Here is a 21,085-nt window from a genome sequence, read left to right on the forward strand (position 1 = left end):
AAGTCCGGGTAGCGCGGTCAGTCTTTTTAGACCATGGCAGAGGTGGTTGAGCCCTGCCAGCTAGGCTAGTCTAGATGGTCACGAGCGAGTCACTCACAAGGAGCCCAACATGGGATACCAGAAGATCCAGGTGCCTGCGAACGGCAGCAAGATTACTGTCAACGCAGACATGTCCCTGAACGTGCCGAACAACCCGATCATCCCTTTCATTGAGGGCGATGGCATTGGTGTCGACATCAGTCCGGTCATGATCAAGGTCGTCGATGCGGCCGTCGAAAAAGCCTATGGCGGCGAGCGCAAGATCGCCTGGATGGAAGTCTACGCCGGCGAGAAAGCCACTCAGGTATACGATCAGGACACCTGGCTGCCGAAAGAAACCCTGGAAGCCGTGCGTGACTACGTCGTTTCCATCAAGGGCCCGCTCACCACTCCGGTTGGCGGTGGTATCCGCTCGCTGAACGTGGCGCTGCGTCAGGAGCTCGACCTTTATGTCTGCCTGCGCCCGGTGCGCTGGTTCGAAGGCGTACCGAGCCCGGTGAAGAAGCCTGGCGACGTCGATATGACCATCTTCCGCGAGAACTCCGAAGACATCTATGCCGGCATCGAGTGGAAAGCCGGCTCCCCTGAGGCCGAAAAGGTCATCAAGTTCCTGAAGGAAGAAATGGGCGTCACCAAGATTCGCTTCGATCAGGACTGCGGTATCGGCGTCAAGCCGGTCTCGAAAGAGGGTACCAAGCGCCTGGTGCGCAAGGCTCTGCAGTACGCGGTCGACAATGATCGTAGCTCCATGACCATCGTGCACAAAGGCAACATCATGAAGTTCACCGAAGGTGCCTTCAAAGATTGGGGCTATGAAGTCGCGCGCGACGAGTTCGGTGCCGAGTTGCTGGATGGCGGCCCTTGGATGCAGTTCAAGAACCCGAAAACCGGCAAGACCATCGTGGTCAAGGACGCCATTGCCGACGCCATGCTGCAGCAGATTTTGCTGCGTCCGGCCGAGTACGACGTGATCGCCACCCTGAACCTGAACGGTGACTACCTGTCCGACGCCCTGGCGGCGGAAGTGGGCGGCATCGGTATCGCTCCGGGTGCCAACCTGTCCGACACCATCGCCATGTTCGAAGCGACTCACGGCACCGCGCCGAAGTATGCAGGTCAGGACAAGGTGAATCCGGGCTCCGTGATCCTCTCTGCCGAGATGATGCTGCGTCACATGGGCTGGACCGAGGCTGCGGATCTGATCATCAAGGGCACCAATGGCGCCATCGGTGCCAAGACCGTGACCTATGACTTCGAGCGTCTGATGGATGGCGCCAAGTTGCTGTCCTGCTCGCAGTTCGGCGATGCTCTGATCGCCCACATGTAAGCGACCAGTGGGAACAAAAAAGGCCGGTCAATTGACCGGCCTTTTTATTGGTTGCTCTTTTCAGGCTTCTATCGGAGTGCTTTGCGGCATACTGGTGGCTGCCGGGGATTCACTGGTTGCCAGAGCCGAGCTGATATTGACTGCATGCAAGCCTTTCGGGCCCTGCACAATATCGAACTTGACCGCTTGGCCGGCCTTGAGAGTCTTATAGCCGTCCATCTGGATAGCCGAGTAATGGGCGAACAGGTCCTCATCTCGGCCGTCGGCCACGATGAAACCGTAGCCCTTGGCGTTGTTGAACCACTTGACCTTACCGCTAAGCATGCTGACATCCCTCTGCAAAGGACTCCATCACTGGAGTATCATCCACTTCAGCCCCACGCCCGACTTCGGCCTTGATGGCACGAGCCGCGGAGCCCCGATACCCAAGGTGGGTATTCACTGTTTGTAACACCGTTTCATCTTTAGTCAAGGTGCTAGGACGGGCGGCTGCGAAGCCTGTCAAAATACGTCTAGCATCACCTTCCGACCGACCAAGACGCATTCAGTTCAGCATGCATTCATGTAGCCAGATTCGACTAACATTCAATCAGGATCGACCGGATGCCCATGAGGATGATTCCTCTGGATTGGCGGTGCAGGAGGCGAAGCCGGAGTTGCAGGCTCCGCCGATGTATAAGGTTCTGATGTTTAACGATGATTACACCCCCATGGATTTCGTGGTCGAAGTGCTGGAGGTGTTTTTCGGAATGAACCGTGAGCAGGCTACCAAGGTCATGTTGACGGTCCATACCGAAGGAAAGGCAGTGTGTGGACTGTTTACCCGTGATATCGCAGAGACCAAAGCAATGCAGGTCAACCAGTACGCCCGGGATAGCCAGCATCCGCTACTCTGTGAGATAGAAAAGGACGACTGAAGTCGTCCCGCTTGGGCAAGAGGTGAAGCTATGTTGAATCGAGAGCTGGAAGTCACCCTCAATCTGGCCTTCAAGGAGGCACGTGCCAAGCGCCATGAATTCATGACGGTCGAGCACCTGCTGCTGGCCTTGCTGGATAACGAGGCCGCAGCAACCGTGTTGCGCGCCTGCGGTGCGAACCTCGACAAGCTGCGGCACGATCTTCAGGAGTTCATCGACTCCACCACGCCGCTGATTCCTCAGCACGATGAAGAGCGTGAAACACAGCCTACGCTCGGCTTTCAGCGCGTCCTGCAGCGTGCGGTCTTCCATGTGCAAAGCTCCGGCAAGCGCGAAGTCACTGGCGCCAACGTGCTGGTGGCAATCTTCAGTGAGCAGGAAAGCCAGGCCGTATTCCTGTTGAAGCAGCAAAGCGTTGCGCGTATCGACGTGGTCAACTACATCGCCCATGGCATTTCCAAGGTGCCCGGTCATGTCGATCACAGCGAGAGCGAGCAGGAAATGCAGGATGAGGAGGGCGGCGAGTCTTCTACTTCCGGCAATCCACTGGATGCCTATGCCAGCAACCTGAATGAGCTATCGCGGCAAGGCCGTATCGACCCGCTGGTCGGTCGTGAGCATGAGGTTGAGCGCGTCGCGCAGATTCTGGCCCGTCGACGCAAGAACAACCCCTTGTTGGTGGGTGAAGCGGGTGTTGGTAAGACTGCAATTGCCGAGGGTCTGGCCAAGCGTATCGTCGATGGCCAGGTGCCCGACCTGCTGTCGGAAAGCGTGGTTTACTCCCTCGATCTGGGTGCATTGCTGGCCGGAACCAAGTACCGCGGCGACTTCGAGAAGCGTTTTAAGGCGCTGCTCAACGAGCTGCGCAAGCGTCCGCATGCCATCCTGTTCATCGACGAAATTCACACCATCATTGGTGCGGGCGCTGCATCTGGCGGCGTGATGGATGCATCCAACCTGCTCAAGCCGCTGCTATCGTCGGGCGAGATTCGCTGCATCGGCTCGACCACGTTCCAGGAATTCCGCGGCATCTTCGAGAAAGATCGTGCTTTGGCGCGCCGTTTCCAGAAGGTCGATGTTACCGAGCCTTCGGTGGAGGATACCGTCGGTATTCTCAAAGGACTCAAGGCGCGTTTCGAGCAGCATCACCATATCGAGTACAGCGACGAAGCGCTGCGTGCGGCGGCGGAGCTGGCCGCGCGCTACATCAATGATCGACATATGCCGGACAAGGCCATCGACGTGATCGATGAGGCAGGCGCGTATCAGCGCCTGCAGCCGGAGGAGAAGCGCGCCAAGCGCATCGAGGTTGCTCAGGTTGAGGACATCGTGGCGAAGATCGCGCGCATTCCGCCTAAGCATGTCAGCAGTTCCGACAAGGAGCTGCTGCGCAACCTGGAGCGTGATCTCAAGCTGACCGTGTTCGGTCAGGATGCGGCGATCGATTCGCTGTCCACGGCTATCAAACTGTCTCGCGCCGGCCTCAAGGCGCCGGACAAGCCGGTGGGCTCGTTCCTCTTTGCCGGACCTACCGGGGTCGGTAAAACCGAGGTGGCTCGGCAGCTGGCCAAGGCCATGGGCATCGAACTGGTGCGCTTCGACATGTCGGAGTACATGGAGCGTCACACGGTCTCTCGGCTGATCGGTGCGCCGCCTGGTTATGTTGGGTTTGATCAGGGCGGTCTACTCACCGAGGCCATCACCAAGCAGCCGCATTGTGTCTTGCTGCTGGATGAGATCGAGAAAGCTCACCCGGAGGTCTTCAATCTGCTGTTGCAGGTGATGGATCACGGCACGCTGACCGACAACAACGGGCGCAAGGCGGACTTCCGCAACGTGATCCTGGTCATGACCACCAATGCCGGTGCTGAAACGGCAGCTCGTGCCTCAATCGGTTTCACTCAGCAGGATCATTCCACCGATGCCATGGAAGTGATCAAGAAGAGCTTCACTCCGGAGTTCCGTAACCGCCTGGATACCATCATCCAGTTCGGCCGGTTGAGCCACGAGACCATCAAGAGCATCGTCGATAAGTTCCTGACCGAGCTGCAGGCGCAACTGGAGGACAAGCGGGTACAGCTGGAAGTCAGTGATGCGGCGCGTGGCTGGCTGGCCGAGCGTGGCTACGATGTGCAGATGGGCGCCCGCCCCATGGCGCGGTTGATTCAGGACAAGATCAAGCGGCCGTTGGCCGAGGAGATTCTGTTCGGGGAGCTGGCTGAGCATGGTGGTGTGGTGCATGTCGATCTCGAAAATGGCGAATTGCATTTCGAGTTCGAAACCACGGCAGAGCCTGCTTGATGGGGAGAGCGATAACGAAAACGCCCGGTATTGCCGGGCGTTTTTGTATTCGGATTCCGCGTTGCGGGAATCAGCGGGCGCGGTAGGTGATGCGGCCCTTGCTCAGGTCGTACGGCGTCAGTTCGACGCGGACCTTGTCGCCAGTCAGAATGCGGATGTAATTCTTGCGCATCTTGCCGGAGATGTGCGCGGTAACGACGTGCCCGTTTTCCAACTCCACACGGAACATGGTGTTGGGCAGGGTGTCGACGACAGTACCTTCCATTTCGAAGCTGTCTTCTTTCGACATGCAGTAAAGCCCTCGGTATCCAAAAGATTGGCCCGGTGCGTGGGTGCCCGAGCAAAAGCGGCGTGCATTGTGCCCGAAAACGATATGTAACGCCAAGTGGCTGGCGGGTCGGGAAAACGCCTGGCTATAGCTCAAAGGTCGTTTGAGGGGCGGAGTTGCCCAGCGCTCAAGTCAGGATGGTCCAGCGCTGGTTGACGAAAAGCTCAATGGGGCGGTACTGGGTCTTGTAGCTCATCTTGCGGCAGTTCTTGATCCAATAGCCTAGGTAGACAGCCTGCAGGCCAAGGCGTGCGGTTTCGCCTATCTGCCAGAGAATGGCAAACCGACCGAGGCTGCGCCTTTCTTCGAGCGGGTCGTAGAAGGTGTATACGGCCGAAAGGCCGTTCGGCAAGAGATCGGTCACAGCGATGGCCACCAGGCGACCTGACAGGCGGAACTCGTAAAAGCGGGCGAAGGGGAGGTCACGTACCAGAAAGGTGCTGAACTGCTCGCGGCTCGGTGGGTACATGTCGCCATCGGCGTGGCGCTGCTCTATGTAGCGCACATAGAGGTCGTAGTATTCCTCGCTGAACGCCGGCCTTACCGAGGTCACTTGAATGTCGGCGTTGCGTTTGAGAATGCGCTTTTGTTGGCGGTCGGGGATGAACTGATCGGCAGGGATGCGCGCCGGAATGCAGGCCGTGCAGCGCTGACAGTGGGGGCGGTAGAGGTGGTCGCCGCTGCGGCGAAAGCCCATCTCTGAAAGCTCAGCATAGACCTGCACATCCATAGGCTGGCTGGGATCGAGGAACAGGGTAGTCGCCTGCTCTTCGGGCAGATAGCTGCATGGATGTGGCTGAGTGGCGTAGAACTTGAGACGAGCCAGCTCGGTCATGATCAACCCTCGGGAAACCCCTTGGGCAAGTGTATGACAGCATTCCGGTGGCGACCACCGGGGCGTCTTAGGCTCGCCAGTCGGCTGTGCTGGGTTGGTCCAGGAATTGGCGCAGATAGTCGACAAACTCGCCGCGCGGAATCGGGCGGGCGCCGAAGCTGTGCAGGTGGTTGGTCGGCATCTGGCAGTCGATCATGGCGAAACCCCATTCGTGAAGCTTGCCAACCAGTGTGGCAAAGCCGACTTTGGAGGCGTTGTCGACGCGGCTGAACATGGACTCGCCGAAAAACAGTTTACCCATGGCCAGGCCGTAAAGGCCTCCGACCAGTTGCTCGCCATCCCAGACCTCAACAGAGTGTGCGTGTCCGAGTCGGTGCAGTTCGATATAGGCTTCCTGCATGTTGCGGGTGATCCAGGTGCCGTCGGCGTAATCGCGAGGCTCGGCGCAGCCTTGGATGACGCCGGCGAAATCCCTGTCGAAAGTGACCTGAAAGCATTGCTGGCGCAGCAGTTTGGCCAAGCTGCGCGACAGGTGGAATTCATCCGGAAACAGCACTGTGCGCGGGTCGGGCGACCACCAGAGCAGCGGCTGCCCGTCGGCAAACCAGGGAAAACAGCCATGCCGATACGCCGCGATGAGGCGTGCGGCCGAGAGATCTCCGCCGGCTGCCAGCAGGCCTTCGGGTTCCCTCAGCGCCTTGTTTAGCGGTGGGAATTCGAGTGAATCGCGTTGCAGCCAGGTCAGCATGGCAGGGTAGGGCGGGTGCAATGACCCGCCCTCGGTCCTCAGGCGTCGAGGTATTTCTCGGCGTCCAGCGCGGCCATGCAGCCGGCGCCAGCCGAGGTGATGGCCTGGCGATAGACGTGGTCGGCCACATCGCCAGCGGCGAAGACGCCTTCGATGCTGGTGGCGGTGGCATTGCCCTCGCCACCGCCTTGCACCACCAGGTAGCCGTCGCGCATCTCCAACTGCCCTTTGAACAGGTCGGTGTTTGGCTTGTGGCCGATGGCAATAAAAACGCCCGCCAGTTGCAGCTCCTGAGTGCTGCCGTCTGCAGTGCTCTTCAGGCGCACGCCGGTGACGCCAGTGTTGTCGCCCAGCACTTCATCTAGGGTGTGGTTCCAGTGCAGGCGCACATTGCCGTTGGCGGCCTTGTCGAACAGCTTGTCCTGCAGAATCTTCTCCGAGCGCAGCTTGTCGCGGCGGTGGATCAGGTGCACTTCCTTGGCGATGTTCGACAGATACAGGGCTTCCTCGACGGCGGTGTTGCCGCCGCCGACGACGCAGACTACTTGGTTGCGATAGAAGAAGCCGTCGCAGGTGGCACAAGCGGAAACGCCCTTGCCGGCGAAGGCTTCTTCGGAGGGCAGGCCGAGATACTGAGCGCTGGCGCCGGTAGCGATGATCAGCGCATCGCAGGTGTAGGTGCCGCTATCGCCCTTGAGGGTGAAGGGCTTGCTCTGCAACTCGGCAGTATGGATGTGGTCGTAAACGATCTCGGTATCGAAGCGCTCGGCGTGTTCCTGCATGCGTTGCATAAGCACTGGGCCAGTCAAGCCATGGACGTCCCCCGGCCAGTTGTCGACTTCGGTGGTGGTGGTCAGCTGGCCCCCGGGCTGGATGCCGGTGATGACAACGGGCTTGAGGTTGGCGCGGGCGGCGTAGACGGCGGCGGTGTAACCGGCCGGGCCGGAGCCCAGAATGATCAGGCGTGAATGCTTGACTTCGCTCATAAAAAGACCTCATAAGCCTTTGTCACAAAAGAGAATGCATGCTCCAATTGAGCCGCACGTAAGGGATTGCCGAGTATCCTACCCGATGCAGGGAGGGCCGGCAAAACGACGCCGCGCCTAGCGCGATACCTGTAAATTTGTACAATGGTTGCGCCTTTTCGTGTTCCGCCTATCGCCAATCGCGCCCCGGGCGCAGGAATGACCGCGTTTTGAAGAATTCCAGCACAACTGCTCAGGTCCCGGCCTGGCGCCAGCACTTGCAGTATCGTCTCAAAGAGGGTGCGCTGATCGCCCTGGGGGCGCTCTGCCTGATCCTGTGGATGGCTCTGCTGACCTACAATCAGAACGATCCGGGCTGGAGCCACACCAGCAGCTCCGCACAGGTGCATAACGCTGCGGGCCGTGCCGGCGCTTGGTTCGCCGATATCCTGTTTATGGCGCTCGGCTACTTCGCCTACATTTTTCCGCTGCTGTTGGCCGTCAGGACCTGGCAGGTTTTCCGTGCCCGTCATCAGCCGTGGCAGTGGAATGGCTGGATGTTTTCCTGGCGTCTGATCGGTCTGGTTTTTCTGATTCTTTCCGGTGCTGCGCTGGCCGATATTCACTTCCAAGACAACAGTGGTCTGCCGGCATCCGCCGGCGGTGCCCTGGGCGAGAGTCTCAGCGCTCTGGCTGTCGGCGCATTGAATATTCAAGGCAGCACCTTGCTGTTCCTGTCACTGTTCCTGTTCGGCCTGACGGCGTTCACCGACCTGTCGTGGTTCAAGGTGATGGACCTGACTGGCAAGATCACTCTCGATCTGATCGAGCTGGTGCAGAGCCTGATCACTCGCTGGTGGGAAGCCCGTGTGCAGCGCAAGCAGTTGGTCGCCCAGCTGCGCGAAGTCGACGAGCGGGTCATCGAGGTTGCCGCTCCCATCGTGTCCGACCGGCGCGAACAGGCCAAGGTTAAGGAGCGCCTGATCGCCCGGGAAGAGTCGTTGAATAAGCACATGAGCGAGCGCGAGAGCCGCCCTGCGCCGACGATTGCACCACCGCCGCCGCCTAAGGCAGCGGAGCCGAGCAAGCGTGTGCTCAAGGAAAAGCAGGTTCCGTTGTTCGAAGATGCTGCGGTAGCTGGTACGTTGCCGCCAATTTCCATCCTCGATGTGGCCGAGAAAAAACAGAAGAGTTTCTCCCCCGAGTCCCTGGAGGCCATGTCGCGCCTGCTGGAGATCAAACTCAAGGAGTTCGGCGTTGAGGTGGTGGTGGAGTCCGTGCATCCGGGCCCGGTGATCACCCGTTTCGAGATCCAGCCAGGCGTGGGCGTCAAGGTCAGCCGGATTTCCAACCTGGCCAAGGACCTGGCGCGTTCGCTGGCGGTGATCAGCGTGCGGGTGGTCGAGGTGATCCCGGGCAAGACCACGGTCGGTATCGAGATTCCCAACGAGGACCGCCAGATCGTGCGCTTCTCCGAGGTGCTGTCGTCCAACGAGTACGACGACGCCAAGTCGCCGGTCACCCTGGCGCTCGGTCACGATATTGGCGGCAAGCCGATCATCACCGATCTGGCGAAGATGCCGCACCTGCTGGTAGCTGGTACCACTGGCTCCGGTAAGTCGGTGGGTGTCAACGCCATGATTCTGTCGATCCTGTTCAAGTCCACGCCGGAAGAGGCGCGGATGATCATGATCGACCCGAAGATGCTCGAACTGTCGATCTACGAGGGCATTCCGCACCTGCTGTGTCCGGTAGTGACCGACATGAAGGAGGCTGCCAATGCTCTGCGCTGGTCGGTGGCCGAGATGGAGCGCCGCTACAAGCTGATGGCTGCCATGGGCGTGCGTAACCTGGCGGGCTTCAACCGCAAGGTGAAAGATGCCGAAGAAGCCGGCACGCCGTTGTCCGATCCGCTGTACAAGCGTCAGTCGATGGAAGACGAGGCGCCGCTGCTGAAGACCCTGCCGACCATCGTGGTGGTGGTCGACGAATTCGCCGACATGATGATGATCGTCGGCAAGAAGGTTGAAGAATTGATCGCCCGTATTGCGCAGAAGGCGCGTGCCGCGGGCATCCACCTGATTCTCGCTACCCAGCGTCCCTCGGTGGACGTGATCACTGGTCTGATCAAGGCCAACATCCCGACCCGCATGGCGTTCCAGGTGTCCAGCAAGATCGACTCGCGCACCATTCTCGACCAGGGTGGCGCTGAGCAACTGCTGGGCCACGGTGACATGCTCTACCTACCGCCCGGCACTGGCTTGCCGATTCGCGTGCACGGCGCCTTCGTCTCCGACGACGAAGTGCACCGCGTGGTCGAGGCCTGGAAGCAGCGTGGCGCGCCGGATTACATCGAAGACATCCTGGCGGGTGTCGAAGAAGCTGGTAGCGGCTTTGAGGGCGGTGGCAGCGGAGAGGGCAGTGAGGGCAGCGAGGAGGACCCACTGTACGACGAGGCCGTCAACTTCGTGCTGGAAAGCCGTCGCGCCTCCATTTCCGCCGTGCAGCGCAAGCTGAAGATCGGCTACAACCGCGCCGCGCGCATGATCGAAGCGATGGAAATGGCGGGCGTAGTCACGCCAATGAACACCAATGGCTCGCGCGAGGTCATAGCGCCAGGGCCTTCCCGAGACTGACGAAAGAGGATTTCCATGCGCCTGATCCGCATGCTGCTGCTGGCCGCGCTGGCCTGCAGCCCCGTATTTGCCCATGCCGACGACGAGGCCGCGGTCAAGCGCCTGACCGGTCTGCTCGACCAGGCGCAGACCCTGAGCGGACGCTTCTCCCAGCTGACCCTCGATGGCTCCGGCACCCAGTTGCAGGAAACCTCCGGGCAGATGGCGCTCAAGCGTCCTGGCCTGTTCCGCTGGCATACCGATGCGCCGCAGGAGCAGCTGTTGGTGTCCAACGGCCAGAAAGTCTGGCTGTATGACCCGGATCTGATGCAGGTGACCATCCAGACCCTGGATCAGCGTCTGACCCATACCCCGGCGCTACTGCTTTCCGGTGACGTGTCGAAGATTCGCGAGCACTTCGAAATCACCTACAAGGAAGGCGGCGATGTGGTCGACTTCATCCTCAAACCCAAGGCCAAGGACAGTCTGTTCGATAACCTGCGCCTGTCTTTCCGCAAAGGCGTGATCAACGACATGCAGCTGATCGACAGCATCGGCCAGCGCACCAATATCCTGTTCCTCGGCGTGAAGATGAACGAGAAGCTGGACGCCGGCCTGTTTGACTTCCAGGTGCCGGAAGGCGCCGACGTCATCCAGGAATAAGAGGTCGCGGTGGATCTGTTCCGCGCCACGCCCGTCGCTCAGCCGCTGGCCGCGCGCCTGCGCGCCACCAGCCTGGACGAATACGTTGGCCAGGAACATGTGCTGGGCCAGGGCAAGCCGCTGCGCGAGGCCCTGGAGCAGGGCGCGCTGCACTCGATGATCTTCTGGGGCCCGCCCGGGGTCGGCAAAACGACCCTGGCCAAGTTGCTGGCCCAGGTCTCCGATGCGCACTTCGAGACGATTTCCGCCGTGCTCTCCGGAGTCAAGGAGATTCGCCAGGCGGTGGAGGTGGCCAAGCAGCAGGCTGCCCAGTACGGTCGGCGCACCATTCTTTTCGTCGACGAAGTGCACCGCTTCAACAAAAGCCAGCAGGATGCCTTCCTGCCCTATGTCGAAGACGGCACGCTGATCTTCATCGGCGCCACCACCGAGAATCCCTCGTTCGAGCTGAATAATGCGCTGCTCTCAAGGGCTCGCGTCTATGTACTGAAAAGCCTCGACGAGACGGCCATGCGCAAGCTGGTGGCGCGTGCGCTAGGTGAGGACAAGGGGCTAGGCAAGCGTGGCCTCACGTTGCCGGAAGAGAGCTTCCAGATCCTTCATGCTGCTGCCGACGGCGACGGTCGGCGTTTGCTCAACCTGCTGGAGAACGCAGCCGACCTGGCCGAGGACGGTGACGACATTGGGCCCGAGCTGCTGCACAACCTGCTGGGCGACAGTCGCCGACGCTTCGACAAGGGCGGCGAAGCTTTCTACGACCAGATTTCCGCGTTGCACAAGTCGGTGCGCGGCTCCAATCCGGATGCGGCCCTGTACTGGTATGCCCGAATGATCGACGGCGGCTGCGATCCGCTGTACCTGGCGCGGCGGGTGGTGCGCATGGCCAGCGAGGATATTGGCAATGCCGACCCGCGGGCCCTGACACTATGCCTGAATGCCTGGGATGTGCAGGAGCGCCTGGGCAGCCCGGAAGGTGAGCTGGCGGTGGCCCAGGCCGTGGTGTACCTGGCCTGCGCCCCCAAGAGCAACGCGGTGTACATGGGGTTCAAGGCCGCCCTGCGCGATGCCGCCGAGCACGGCTCGCTGGAGGTGCCGTTGCACTTGCGCAATGCGCCGACCAAGTTGATGAAGCAGCTTGGCTATGGCGAAGAGTATCGTTATGCCCATGACGAACCGGAGGCTTACGCCGCGGGGGAGGACTACTTCCCGGAAGAGTTGCAGCCGCAGCGCTACTACGACCCGGTGCCGCGTGGGCTGGAGCTGAAAATTCGCGAGAAGCTGCAACGTCTGGCCGAGCTTGACCGGCAGAGCACGAGGAAACGGCGCACATGATCAAGGTCGTGCTGGCGGTTGCGGCCGGAGGCGCCCTGGGCTCATGCCTGCGTTTCTGGGTTTCCCATTGGGTGGCTGCCCAGGCCCCGCGTCATTTCTATCTGGCGACCCTGGCGGTAAACCTGATCGGTTGTCTGGCCATCGGCTTTCTGGCTACCTGGTTCCTGACTCGTACCGATCTGCCGCTGGCCCTGCGCACCGGCATCCTGACCGGGGTGCTGGGCGGCCTCACCACCTTCTCCAGTTTCAGCCTGGAAGTGCTGCGCCTGCTGGAGCAGGGGCGCTGGGGCATGGCGCTGGGATATCTGCTCACCAGTGTGGTGGGTGGCCTGCTGGCGGCCTGGCTCGGCATGAGCCTGGCGCGCAATTAAGGCTCGGCTTGCCGGCGCTAAGTCCGTAAACTGCGCAGCATCGTCAACCGACCCTGCGTCGTCTCATTTGATTCGTTGAGAGAGTTACATGCTCGATTCCAAACTCGTCCGTGGCCAGCTCGAAGAAGTGGCCGCCCGTCTGGCTACTCGTGGTTTTCAACTGGATGTTGCGCGCTTCGAGGCGCTCGAAAGCCAGCGCAAGTCGGTACAGACCCGTACCGAACAGCTGCAGGCCGAGCGCAATGCCCGCTCCAAGTCCATCGGCCAGGCCAAGGCGCGTGGCGAGGACATCGCACCGCTGCTGGCAGAAGTCGACAAGATGGGCAGCGAGCTGGAAGAGGGCAAGCGCGAGCTGGACGCCATCCAGACCGAACTCGACAACCTGCTGCTGAACATCCCCAACCTGCCGCACGAGTCGGTGCCGGTGGGCGAGGACGAGGACGGCAACGTCGAGGTGGCGCGCTGGGGCACGCCGCGCAGCTTTGATTTCGAGGTCAAGGACCACGTCGCTCTTGGCGAACAGCACGGCTGGCTGGACTTCGAAACTGCCGCCAAGCTGTCCGGTGCGCGTTTCGCCCTGCTGCGCGGCCCCATTGCCCGCCTGCACCGTGCCCTGGCCCAGTTCATGATCAACCTGCACACCGGCGAGCACGGCTACGAAGAGGCCTACACCCCGTACCTGGTGCAGGCTCCGGCGCTGCAGGGCACCGGCCAGTTGCCCAAGTTCGAGGAGGATCTGTTCAAGATCAGCCGCGAGGGCGAGGCGGACTTCTACCTGATCCCGACCGCCGAAGTGTCGCTGACCAACATCGTCTCCGGCGAGATCCTCGACGCCAAGCAGCTGCCACTGAAGTTCGTTGCCCATACCCCCTGCTTCCGCAGCGAGGCCGGTGCTTCCGGTCGCGACACCCGCGGCATGATCCGCCAGCACCAGTTCGACAAGGTCGAGATGGTGCAGATCGTCGAGCCGAGCAAATCCTTCGAGGCGCTGGAAGGCATGACCGCCAACGCCGAACGCGTGCTGCAGCTGCTCGAACTGCCTTACCGCAAGCTGGCGTTGTGCACCGGTGACATGGGCTTCAGTGCAGCGAAGACCTACGACCTGGAAGTCTGGGTGCCGAGCCAGGACAAATACCGCGAGATTTCCTCCTGCTCCAACTGCGGCGACTTCCAGGCTCGCCGTATGCAGGCGCGCTACCGCAACCCGGAAACCGGCAAGCCGGAGCTGGTGCACACCCTCAACGGCTCAGGCCTGGCGGTGGGCCGTACCCTGGTGGCGGTGCTGGAGAATTACCAGCAGGCCGACGGCAGTATCCGCGTGCCGGAGGTGCTGAAGCCCTACATGGGCGGGCTGGACGTGATCGGCTAAGCCGATAGCGGATGCACAATGCGGGGTGGCGAGGGCCGCCCCGTTTTTTTACCTGCGACGAGAGTGAGTCATGGATTTCCTACCGCTGTTCCATAAGCTTCAAGACCGCCTGGTGCTGGTAGTCGGCGGCGGTGAGGTGGCGCTGCGCAAGGCGCGGCTGCTGGCCGATGCCGGTGCCCGCCTGCGGGTGGTGGCGCCGGCCATTCGTGACGAGCTGCAAGCCATGGCGGGGGCAGGCAATTGTCTGCTGCGCGGCTACCAGAGTGACGATCTGCAGGATGTGGTCTTGGTGATCGCCGCGACGGATGACGAACCGCTCAACGCGCGCATCTCGGCTGAGGCCCAGGCGCGGGGTGTGCCGGTCAACGTGGTGGATGCGCCGGCACTGTGCAGTGTGATTTTTCCGGCCATTGTCGATCGCTCGCCGCTGATCGTGGCGGTCACCAGCGGCGGTGATGCGCCGGTACTGGCACGGCTGATCCGCGCCAAGATCGAAACCTGGATCCCGGCCACCTATGGTCACCTGGCCGGGCTGGCCAAGCGTTTCCGCGCCCAGGTCAAGGCACTGTTGCCCGATGTGCAGCGCCGTCGGGTGTTCTGGGAAGAGGTGTTCCAGGGGCAGATTGCCGAAAGCATGTTCGCCGGCAAGCCGGCGGAGGCGCAGCGTCTGCTGGAGGAAAAGATCGCCGGGGGCCGGCAACAGTTCCTTGGCGAGGTCTATCTGGTGGGGGCCGGCCCGGGCGATCCCGATCTGCTGACCTTCCGCGCCCTGCGTCTGATGCAGCAGGCCGACGTGGTGCTCTACGACCGCCTGGTGGCACCGGCCATCATCGAACTGTGCCGGCGTGATGCCGAACGCATCTACGTAGGCAAACAGCGCGCCGAACATGCCGTGCCGCAGGAGCAGATCAACCGTCGTCTGGTGGATCTGGCCAAGGCCGGCAAGCGCGTGCTGCGCCTGAAGGGCGGCGATCCGTTCATCTTCGGCCGTGGCGGCGAGGAAATCGAGGAACTGGCCGCCGAAGGTATTCCTTTCCAGGTGGTGCCGGGGATCACGGCGGCGTCGGGTTGCGCGGCCTATGCGGGCATCCCCCTGACCCACCGCGACCATGCCCAGTCGGTACGCTTCGTCACCGGCCATCTCAAGGATGGCAGCTGCGATCTGCCCTGGGCCGATCTGGTGGCGCCGGGGCAGACCCTGGTGTTCTACATGGGCCTGGTCGGGCTGCCGCAGATCTGCAGCCAGCTGATTGCCCACGGGCGCGGCGGCGATACGCCAGCGGCGCTGGTGCAGCAGGGCACCACGCAGAATCAGCGGGTATTCACTGGCACCCTGGCCAGCCTGCCGCAGCTGGTGGCCGAGCATGAAGTGCATGCGCCGACGCTGGTGATCGTCGGCGAAGTCGTGCAGCTACGTGACAAGCTGGCCTGGTTCGAGGGCGCGCAGGCGCTCTAGTTCGGCAGTTCTATGCGCGCGGTTTCGCCGGGTACCGCGGGCCAATCACCGTTGGCCCAGTTCTGCTTGGCACGCTCGAGCAGGGCTGCGTCAGTGGCGACAAAATTCCAGTACATGCGTCGTGGCCCCAGCGGCTCGCCGCCGATCAGCGCCAGGTGGCACTCGCCGCAGGCGCTGAGCAGCAGTTCTTCGCCTTCCGGTAGCACGGCCAGGCTGTGCAGTGGCAGGTCGGACTCCTCCAGCCTGGCCTCACCCTCGATCAGATACAGTGCCCGTTCGCGGTGCTCGGCAGGGATCAGCAGGCTGGCGCCCGCTTGCAGCTTCAGCTCGGCATACAGGGTGGGCGAGTGCATGGGCACGGGTGATTCCAGGCAGAAGCCGGAGCCGGCGATCAGGGTGATCTGCACACCCATGGATTCGCTGCGCGGCAGACTGGCTGCTGGGTGGTGGCTGTAGCTCGGCTCGCCTTGCTCGAGCGCCTGCGGCAGGGCCAGCCAGACCTGCAGGCCATGCAGTCGCGAGCCGCTCTGCCATAAGTGCTGCGGTGTGCGCTCGACATGGGCGACGGCACGGCCGGCGGTCATCCAGCTGACGTCGCCGGGCTTCACCACCTGGTCGGAGCCGAGGCTGTCCTTGTGCTGTAGCTCGCCCTCGAACAGATAGGTGAGGGTAGACAGGCCGATATGCGGATGCTGGTTGATGTTCATGCCGCTGCCTGGGGCATAGGCCTTGTCCAGGATATGGTCGAAGAACACGAAGGGACCGATGCTGCGGCACTTGGCGTTGGGCAGCGGACGCAGGATGGGCTGGCCGGAAATATCCTCGGCTTTGGGTTGAATCAGCAGCAGCGCATTCATACGTTGTCGCTCAGGCGAGTGTCCACCTGAACCTCGGTGCTGGTCATCAGTTTGTGTATCGGGCATTTGTCGGCGATGCGCAGCAACTGCTGGCGCTGGCTGTCGTCCAGGGCGCCATACAGGTCCAGTTCGACGTTGAGTCGGTACAGGCCCTGGCGCTCCTGGCTGGCGTCGCGAGCGACGCGTACGTCGAGGCTTTCCAGCGGTATGCCCTTCTGCTTGGCATAGAGCATCAAAGTCAGGGCCTTGCAGGCTCCCAGGGCGGCATCGAAGAGGTCGTGGGGCTCGGGGCCGGAATCAGTGCCGCCAAAGGATTCGGGGACATCGGTGAGTAGCTGATGCTCGCCGATTGCGATGCTGTGACGCAGGCCGGACTCGGTACTGATGCGGATCATGCTGGCTCCCAAAAGATGCTAGGCGATTGCTCAATCCTAGCCCATGCATCGCTCTACCATCGCCGCCTGACGCTGTTGGCTGCGGCTAAGGCGCGCCGGCAGGCTGATACCAGAGTTCAGTGCGGTTGAAAGGGGTTTGTGCCGGCAGGTCCGGATTGTCCAGTTTGATTACCCGTCGTTTCGCCAGTCGGGCGCGCTCCAGCGTGGCACCATGATACTGCTGGAACAGCCGCTCGAAGCTGCCATCGGTGAGCATGCTTTCCAGGCCGCGCTCAATGGTCTCGGCCAAGTCGGCTCGGGCGCGTGAGGTAAAGAAGTAGAAGGCGGTGGGGTAGTGAAGGACGATATGTTCGTCGACGGCGAGTTTGAGTCCGGCACTTTCGGCGCGCGCCTGCTCATCCCATACGACGACTACCTCACGAGGGAAGAGGTCGAAACGCCCCGCGTCGAGCATGCGAAACAGGCTGTCATAGCTCTGGCTGGTGAGTACCTGCAGGCCGTTGCTGCGCAGGATGCGCGTATCGGGCCAGTCGGCGCGCTGACCTATGCGCAGTGGTTTGAGATCGGCCAGGCCGCGTGTGCGGCTGAGCCAGTTTCGATCCTCGGCGCGCACCAAAGGGATGCGCCAGCCAATCAGGCCGCGATAGATCGGAATACGGATGGGCAGCAGGATCTCCTCACGGGCCTTGCTGGTCATGGCCCACATCACCTGCACTCGGCCGTCGTTCTGCTCCAGTGACTGTTCTGCACGACTTTGGGGCATGCTCCTGGGCGAGGGCTGCAGAAGATATTCGGTACCGCTCTTGTCCAGAGCCATTTGTAGCAGCTCCACCACATAAGCCTCGGGGTCGACTCCGTCGGAATGCAGGGGATAGGTCAGTGACTCGGCTGCACTGGGGGTTATGTAGAACAGGGCGAGCAACAGGGCTAGGCGGCAGGTGGGCATGTGCAGGGTTCGTCGGACGATGACCCTCATGATGGCCTCTGTGCGGGCACATGGCCAGTGAACGGTAACGAGGCGTTGGCGGTCTACTCTTGCTCAACACGCCAAGGAGAGACACCGTTGCCCATCCGTCATCTACCGTTCGTTGCTTTGGTCGGCCTGCTTGCCCCCCTGGCCGAGGCCCGCGAGTACCGTTTCAGCGATGCCCATCTGCACTACGTGGACTTCTTTCAGGAGTCCGAAGGCATGACGCCGTTGCTGGAAGCCATGGCGGCCGGCAATATCGATCACGTCATGATCAGCGGCATTTCCGTGGCCAAGAAATGGCACGAGGATGAGCCCAAGCGCCCGCGCTACTATGCCGGCGATGATGCGGGTGCGTACTGGTATAGCGCCACGGATGTGCAGATTGCCGCTGCGCTCAAGCGACTGCCTGCCGAGCAGCGCGAGCGTTTCCATCCCTTCCTGACCGGTTTCAACCCTACGGACAAGAACGCCGATGCCCATGTACGGCGCATGCTGGAGCTGGACCCGGGGCTCTGGCAGGGCATCGGCGAGGTGTTCACCCGGCATGACGACCTCACGGCGCTTATCTACGGCGATACGCCGCGGGCCAATAACGAAGCAATGGCACGCATCTACCACCTGGCGGCCGAGTATGACCTGCCGGTGATGCTGCACAGCAACATCACCTCCAAGCGCGAGCGCAACCCGCTGTACCTGGCAGAGGTCGAGGAACCGCTGCGCAATCATCCGCATGTACGCTTCATCTGGGCTCATGCCGGTACCAGCATGGAAATCCATCGTCACCAGCAGAAGCTGGATTTTCTTCTGCCGACCCTCACTCGCATGCTCGACGAGTATCCGAACCTGTACATCGATCTGTCCTGGACCGTGTTGCGGCCCTACCTGCTGGATGCCGAAGGCCACCCCGATGAAGCCTGGCTGCAGCTGGTGCGTAGCTATCCAGCACGATTCATGATCGGTTCCGACGTGGTAGGGCGTTTCGATGGGCTCGGCCAGTATCTCGACGATTTCCGGCCGTTCCTCGATGCGCTGCCGGAAGAGGTGGCACGCCAGGTGGCTCGCGACAATTTTCTCGCTGTGTTGCCGCGCAAGCGTCAGGCCGAGTTGCGCGACTGATTGTCATCAGTCTGTAACCGTGACGTCATAGCCTTCGCGCCATCCCAAACAAGGAGCGCGAGATGAAATTTTCGAGTCTGTCTATGGCGGTACTGACCCTGGCGTCGGGTTTGGCCATGGCCGATGTACAGGTGCAAGGGCCCGTGGAGTACGGGGTCTTTACCGCTCAGATCAAAGACCCGCAACCGGGTGAGCGCATCCTGGCGCGCGCCAACCAGCCGATCGAGCAAACCACCGAGGTGCCGGCACGTCTGGGCACCAAGTTCGGCGTGCGCTACCAGCTGACCGGCAAGCAGGAAACCGATATCCCGCTGACCCTGCTGTATTTCACTCCCGGCCTGATCGGCCCCGACGGCAAGCGCCAGGACAAGATCGAGCTGCAGCAGAAACTGGTGCCAGGCGCACCGCTGGACGTGATGGCCTTCGAGTTCACCGAGCACTATGAAGTGGTGCCGGGCGAGTGGCAGTTCATGGTCTTCCAGGGTGACCGCAAGCTGGTGGAGCAGCGCTTCAACGTGCGCTGAGTGCCAAGACTCACGCTCGAAGCATCCAAACCGGTGCGTTTGGCCCTGTCACATGGTCCAAGCGGGCAATTACTCCGGTGCTCGACGTAGCAGGTTTGAGTCGTGCTCGCGTGCAAAGCAGAGCATTGGCAAAACGAAAACGGCGCCCGTAGGCGCCGTTTACATTTCCAGCAGGATCAGCCCTTGTAGCGCTGTAACACCAGGGTGGCATTCGTGCCGCCGAAGCCGAAGCTGTTGCTCATCACGGTGTTGATCTCCGCGTTCTCGCGGGTCTGGCGCAGGATCGGTAGATCGGCGACTTCCGGGGCCAGCTCGTCGATGTTGGCCGAGCCGGCGATGAAGTTGCCTTCCATCATCAGCATGCAGTAGATCGCTTCCTGCACGCCAGCGGCACCCAGGGAGTGACCGGATAGGCTCTTGGTGGAGCTGATGGCCGGGGCCTTGTCGCCGAATACCGCGCGCACACCTTTGATCTCCGCGACGTCGCCAACCGGGGTCGAGGTGCCGTGGGTGTTCAGGTAGTCGATCGGTGCGTTGACGGTGGCCAGGGCCTGCTGCATGCAGCGGATGGCGCCTTCGCCGCTCGGGGCGACCATGTCGTAGCCATCGGAAGTGGCACCGTAGCCGACGATTTCCGCGTAGATCTTGGCGCCGCGCTTGAGGGCGTGTTCCAGCTCCTCGACCACCACCATACCGCCGCCGCCGGCGATAACGAAGCCGTCACGCTGGGCATCGTAGGCACGCGAGGCTTTTTCCGGGGTTTCGTTGTACTGGGTGGAGAGGGCGCCCATGGCGTCGAACAGGCAGCTCTGGCTCCAGTGCTCTTCTTCGCCGCCGCCGGCGAAGACGATGTCCTGCTTGCCCAGCTGGATCTGCTCCATGGCGTGGCCGATGCAGTGTGCGCTGGTGGCGCAGGCGGACGAGATCGAGTAGTTCACACCCTTGATCTGGAACGGCGTGGCCAGGCAGGCCGACACGGTGCTGCCCATGGTGCGGGTCACGCGGTATGGGCCGATGCGTTTGACGCCCTTTTCGCGCAGGGTGTCGACAGCCTCCATGATGTTCAGCGTGGAAGCGCCGCCGGAGCCGGCGATCAGGCCGGTGCGTGGGTTGGAGACCTGCTCGGGCGTCAGGCCGGCATCGGCGATGGCCTGCTCCATGGACAGGTAGGCATAAGCCGCTGCATCACCCATGAAACGCAGGGTCTTGCGGTCGATCAGCTCTTCGAGGTTCAAATCGACGGTGCCGCTGACCTGGCTGCGCAGGCCCATCTCGGCATAGCTGGGGTTGGCGCGAATGCCCGCCTTGCTGGCGCGCAGGTTGGCGGAGACGGTGTCTTTGTCATTGCCCAGGCAGGAAACGATACCCAGACCGGTGATCACGACGCGACGCATACGGATGTCCTTCAGAAACTGTCGGTAGAGGTGAACAGACCCACGCGCAGGCCTTCGGCACTGTAGATCTCGCGGCCATCGACGGCGACGCTGCCGTCGGCGATGCCGAGGATCAGGGAGCGGTTGATGGTGCGCTTGATGTGGATGTTGTAGGTGACTTTCTTGGCGGTCGGCAACACCTGGCCGAAGAACTTCACTTCGCCAGAGCCCAGCGCGCGGCCACGGCCCGGGTTGCCCTGCCAGCCGAGGTAGAAGCCGACCAGCTGCCACATGGCATCGAGGCCCAGGCAGCCCGGCATTACAGGGTCACCTTCGAAGTGACAGCCGAAAAACCACAGATCAGGGGTGATATCGAGTTCGGCGACGATTTCGCCCTTGCCGTATTTACCGCCGGTGTCACTGATATGAACGATGCGATCCATCATCAGCATGTTGGGGGCGGGCAATTGCGCATTACCTGGGCCAAACAGTTCGCCGCGGCTGCAGGCGAGCAATTCTTCCCGGGAATAGGCGTTTTGCTGGGTCATGCGAACTCCTCAATGATCCCCTTTGCTGGGGGCTTA

The 21,085-nt window shown here is 61.7% G+C and carries 21 protein-coding genes; 11 read left to right on the top strand and 10 right to left on the bottom strand.

Features of this window, described 5'->3' with window-relative positions:
- Positions 1-109: 109 nt before the first annotated feature.
- Positions 110-1,366, top strand: a complete 1,257-nt coding sequence (gene icd / locus P7A97_RS13025; RefSeq protein WP_277690380.1) for an NADP-dependent isocitrate dehydrogenase — start codon at positions 110-112, stop codon at positions 1,364-1,366.
- 60 nt (positions 1,367-1,426) lie between these two features.
- On the opposite strand, the gene cspD is transcribed toward icd, so the two are convergent.
- Positions 1,427-1,690 (bottom strand): cold shock domain-containing protein CspD, encoded by a 264-nt coding sequence (cspD, locus tag P7A97_RS13030; RefSeq protein WP_277690381.1) that lies wholly within the window; start codon positions 1,688-1,690, stop codon positions 1,427-1,429.
- A gap of 230 nt (positions 1,691-1,920) precedes the next feature.
- On the opposite strand from cspD, the gene clpS reads away from it, so the two are divergent.
- Together clpS and clpA are read left to right on the top strand one after the other, a co-directional pair.
- Positions 1,921-2,283, top strand: a complete 363-nt coding sequence (gene clpS / locus P7A97_RS13035; RefSeq protein ID WP_277690382.1) for an ATP-dependent Clp protease adapter ClpS — start codon at positions 1,921-1,923, stop codon at positions 2,281-2,283.
- 30 nt (positions 2,284-2,313) lie between these two features.
- The gene (gene clpA / locus P7A97_RS13040; protein WP_277690383.1) at positions 2,314-4,584 is read left to right on the top strand and encodes an ATP-dependent Clp protease ATP-binding subunit ClpA; all 2,271 of its coding nucleotides are present in this window, start codon (positions 2,314-2,316) and stop codon (positions 4,582-4,584) included.
- Positions 4,585-4,654: 70 nt separating this feature from the next.
- Here the strand turns inward: clpA and infA are convergent, their stop codons facing one another.
- The 4 genes from infA to trxB all read right to left on the bottom strand — a co-directional run bounded on the left by infA (position 4,655) and on the right by trxB (position 7,481).
- Positions 4,655-4,873, bottom strand: coding sequence for a translation initiation factor IF-1 (gene infA / locus P7A97_RS13045; protein WP_002553999.1), 219 nt, complete (start codon positions 4,871-4,873; stop codon positions 4,655-4,657).
- A gap of 166 nt (positions 4,874-5,039) precedes the next feature.
- Complete coding sequence (locus P7A97_RS13050) at positions 5,040-5,747, bottom strand: arginyltransferase (protein ID WP_277690384.1); 708 nt, start codon at positions 5,745-5,747, stop codon at positions 5,040-5,042.
- Positions 5,748-5,814: 67 nt separating this feature from the next.
- Complete coding sequence (aat, locus tag P7A97_RS13055) at positions 5,815-6,495, bottom strand: leucyl/phenylalanyl-tRNA--protein transferase (protein WP_277690385.1); 681 nt, start codon at positions 6,493-6,495, stop codon at positions 5,815-5,817.
- Positions 6,496-6,533: 38 nt separating this feature from the next.
- Complete coding sequence (gene trxB, locus P7A97_RS13060; protein WP_277690386.1) at positions 6,534-7,481, bottom strand: thioredoxin-disulfide reductase; 948 nt, start codon at positions 7,479-7,481, stop codon at positions 6,534-6,536.
- A 209-nt stretch (positions 7,482-7,690) separates the two neighbouring features.
- Between trxB and ftsK the strand changes: the two genes are divergently transcribed.
- From ftsK to cysG, 6 genes are all read left to right on the top strand, one after another.
- On the top strand, positions 7,691-10,096 hold the full coding sequence (gene ftsK, locus P7A97_RS13065; RefSeq protein WP_277690387.1) for a DNA translocase FtsK: 2,406 nt from the start codon (positions 7,691-7,693) through the stop codon (positions 10,094-10,096).
- A gap of 15 nt (positions 10,097-10,111) precedes the next feature.
- Positions 10,112-10,738, top strand: a complete 627-nt coding sequence (gene lolA, locus P7A97_RS13070; protein ID WP_277690388.1) for an outer membrane lipoprotein chaperone LolA — start codon at positions 10,112-10,114, stop codon at positions 10,736-10,738.
- A gap of 9 nt (positions 10,739-10,747) precedes the next feature.
- Complete coding sequence (locus P7A97_RS13075) at positions 10,748-12,070, top strand: replication-associated recombination protein A (protein ID WP_277690389.1); 1,323 nt, start codon at positions 10,748-10,750, stop codon at positions 12,068-12,070.
- Positions 12,067-12,441: a fluoride efflux transporter CrcB gene (gene crcB / locus P7A97_RS13080; protein ID WP_277690390.1), complete on the top strand. Its 375-nt coding sequence runs from the start codon at positions 12,067-12,069 to the stop codon at positions 12,439-12,441. Before P7A97_RS13075 ends, crcB begins: the two co-directional genes overlap by 4 nt.
- Before the next feature lie 88 nt (positions 12,442-12,529).
- Complete coding sequence (gene serS, locus P7A97_RS13085; RefSeq protein WP_277690391.1) at positions 12,530-13,810, top strand: serine--tRNA ligase; 1,281 nt, start codon at positions 12,530-12,532, stop codon at positions 13,808-13,810.
- A 70-nt stretch (positions 13,811-13,880) separates the two neighbouring features.
- On the top strand, positions 13,881-15,266 hold the full coding sequence (gene cysG, locus P7A97_RS13090) for a siroheme synthase CysG (protein WP_277690392.1): 1,386 nt from the start codon (positions 13,881-13,883) through the stop codon (positions 15,264-15,266).
- Here cysG and P7A97_RS13095 read toward each other — a convergent pair.
- The 3 genes from P7A97_RS13095 to P7A97_RS13105 all read right to left on the bottom strand — a co-directional run bounded on the left by P7A97_RS13095 (position 15,263) and on the right by P7A97_RS13105 (position 17,494).
- The gene (locus P7A97_RS13095) at positions 15,263-16,123 is read right to left on the bottom strand and encodes a pirin family protein (RefSeq protein WP_277690393.1); all 861 of its coding nucleotides are present in this window, start codon (positions 16,121-16,123) and stop codon (positions 15,263-15,265) included. The two genes, cysG and P7A97_RS13095, sit on opposite strands and share 4 nt — an antisense overlap.
- Complete coding sequence (locus P7A97_RS13100) at positions 16,120-16,518, bottom strand: OsmC family protein (protein ID WP_277690394.1); 399 nt, start codon at positions 16,516-16,518, stop codon at positions 16,120-16,122. Before P7A97_RS13100 ends, P7A97_RS13095 begins: the two co-directional genes overlap by 4 nt.
- 85 nt (positions 16,519-16,603) lie before the next feature.
- Positions 16,604-17,494 (bottom strand): transporter substrate-binding domain-containing protein, encoded by an 891-nt coding sequence (locus P7A97_RS13105; RefSeq protein ID WP_277690395.1) that lies wholly within the window; start codon positions 17,492-17,494, stop codon positions 16,604-16,606.
- An 87-nt stretch (positions 17,495-17,581) separates the two neighbouring features.
- Here P7A97_RS13105 and P7A97_RS13110 point away from each other — a divergent pair, with 87 nt between their 5' ends.
- Complete coding sequence (locus P7A97_RS13110; RefSeq protein ID WP_277690396.1) at positions 17,582-18,604, top strand: amidohydrolase family protein; 1,023 nt, start codon at positions 17,582-17,584, stop codon at positions 18,602-18,604.
- A gap of 62 nt (positions 18,605-18,666) precedes the next feature.
- On the top strand, positions 18,667-19,128 hold the full coding sequence (locus P7A97_RS13115) for a DUF3859 domain-containing protein (RefSeq protein ID WP_277690397.1): 462 nt from the start codon (positions 18,667-18,669) through the stop codon (positions 19,126-19,128).
- 176 nt (positions 19,129-19,304) lie between these two features.
- Here P7A97_RS13115 and fabB read toward each other — a convergent pair whose 3' ends face one another.
- Together fabB and fabA are read right to left on the bottom strand one after the other, a co-directional pair.
- A complete protein-coding gene (gene fabB / locus P7A97_RS13120) occupies positions 19,305-20,522 on the bottom strand; it encodes a beta-ketoacyl-ACP synthase I (protein ID WP_277690398.1) in 1,218 nt (405 codons plus the stop codon).
- A gap of 11 nt (positions 20,523-20,533) precedes the next feature.
- Complete coding sequence (gene fabA / locus P7A97_RS13125; RefSeq protein ID WP_277690399.1) at positions 20,534-21,049, bottom strand: 3-hydroxyacyl-[acyl-carrier-protein] dehydratase FabA; 516 nt, start codon at positions 21,047-21,049, stop codon at positions 20,534-20,536.
- Positions 21,050-21,085 lie beyond the last annotated feature (36 nt).

Source organism: Pseudomonas sp. GOM6 (genome assembly GCF_029537485.1).
Lineage (GTDB): Bacteria > Pseudomonadota > Gammaproteobacteria > Pseudomonadales > Pseudomonadaceae > Aquipseudomonas.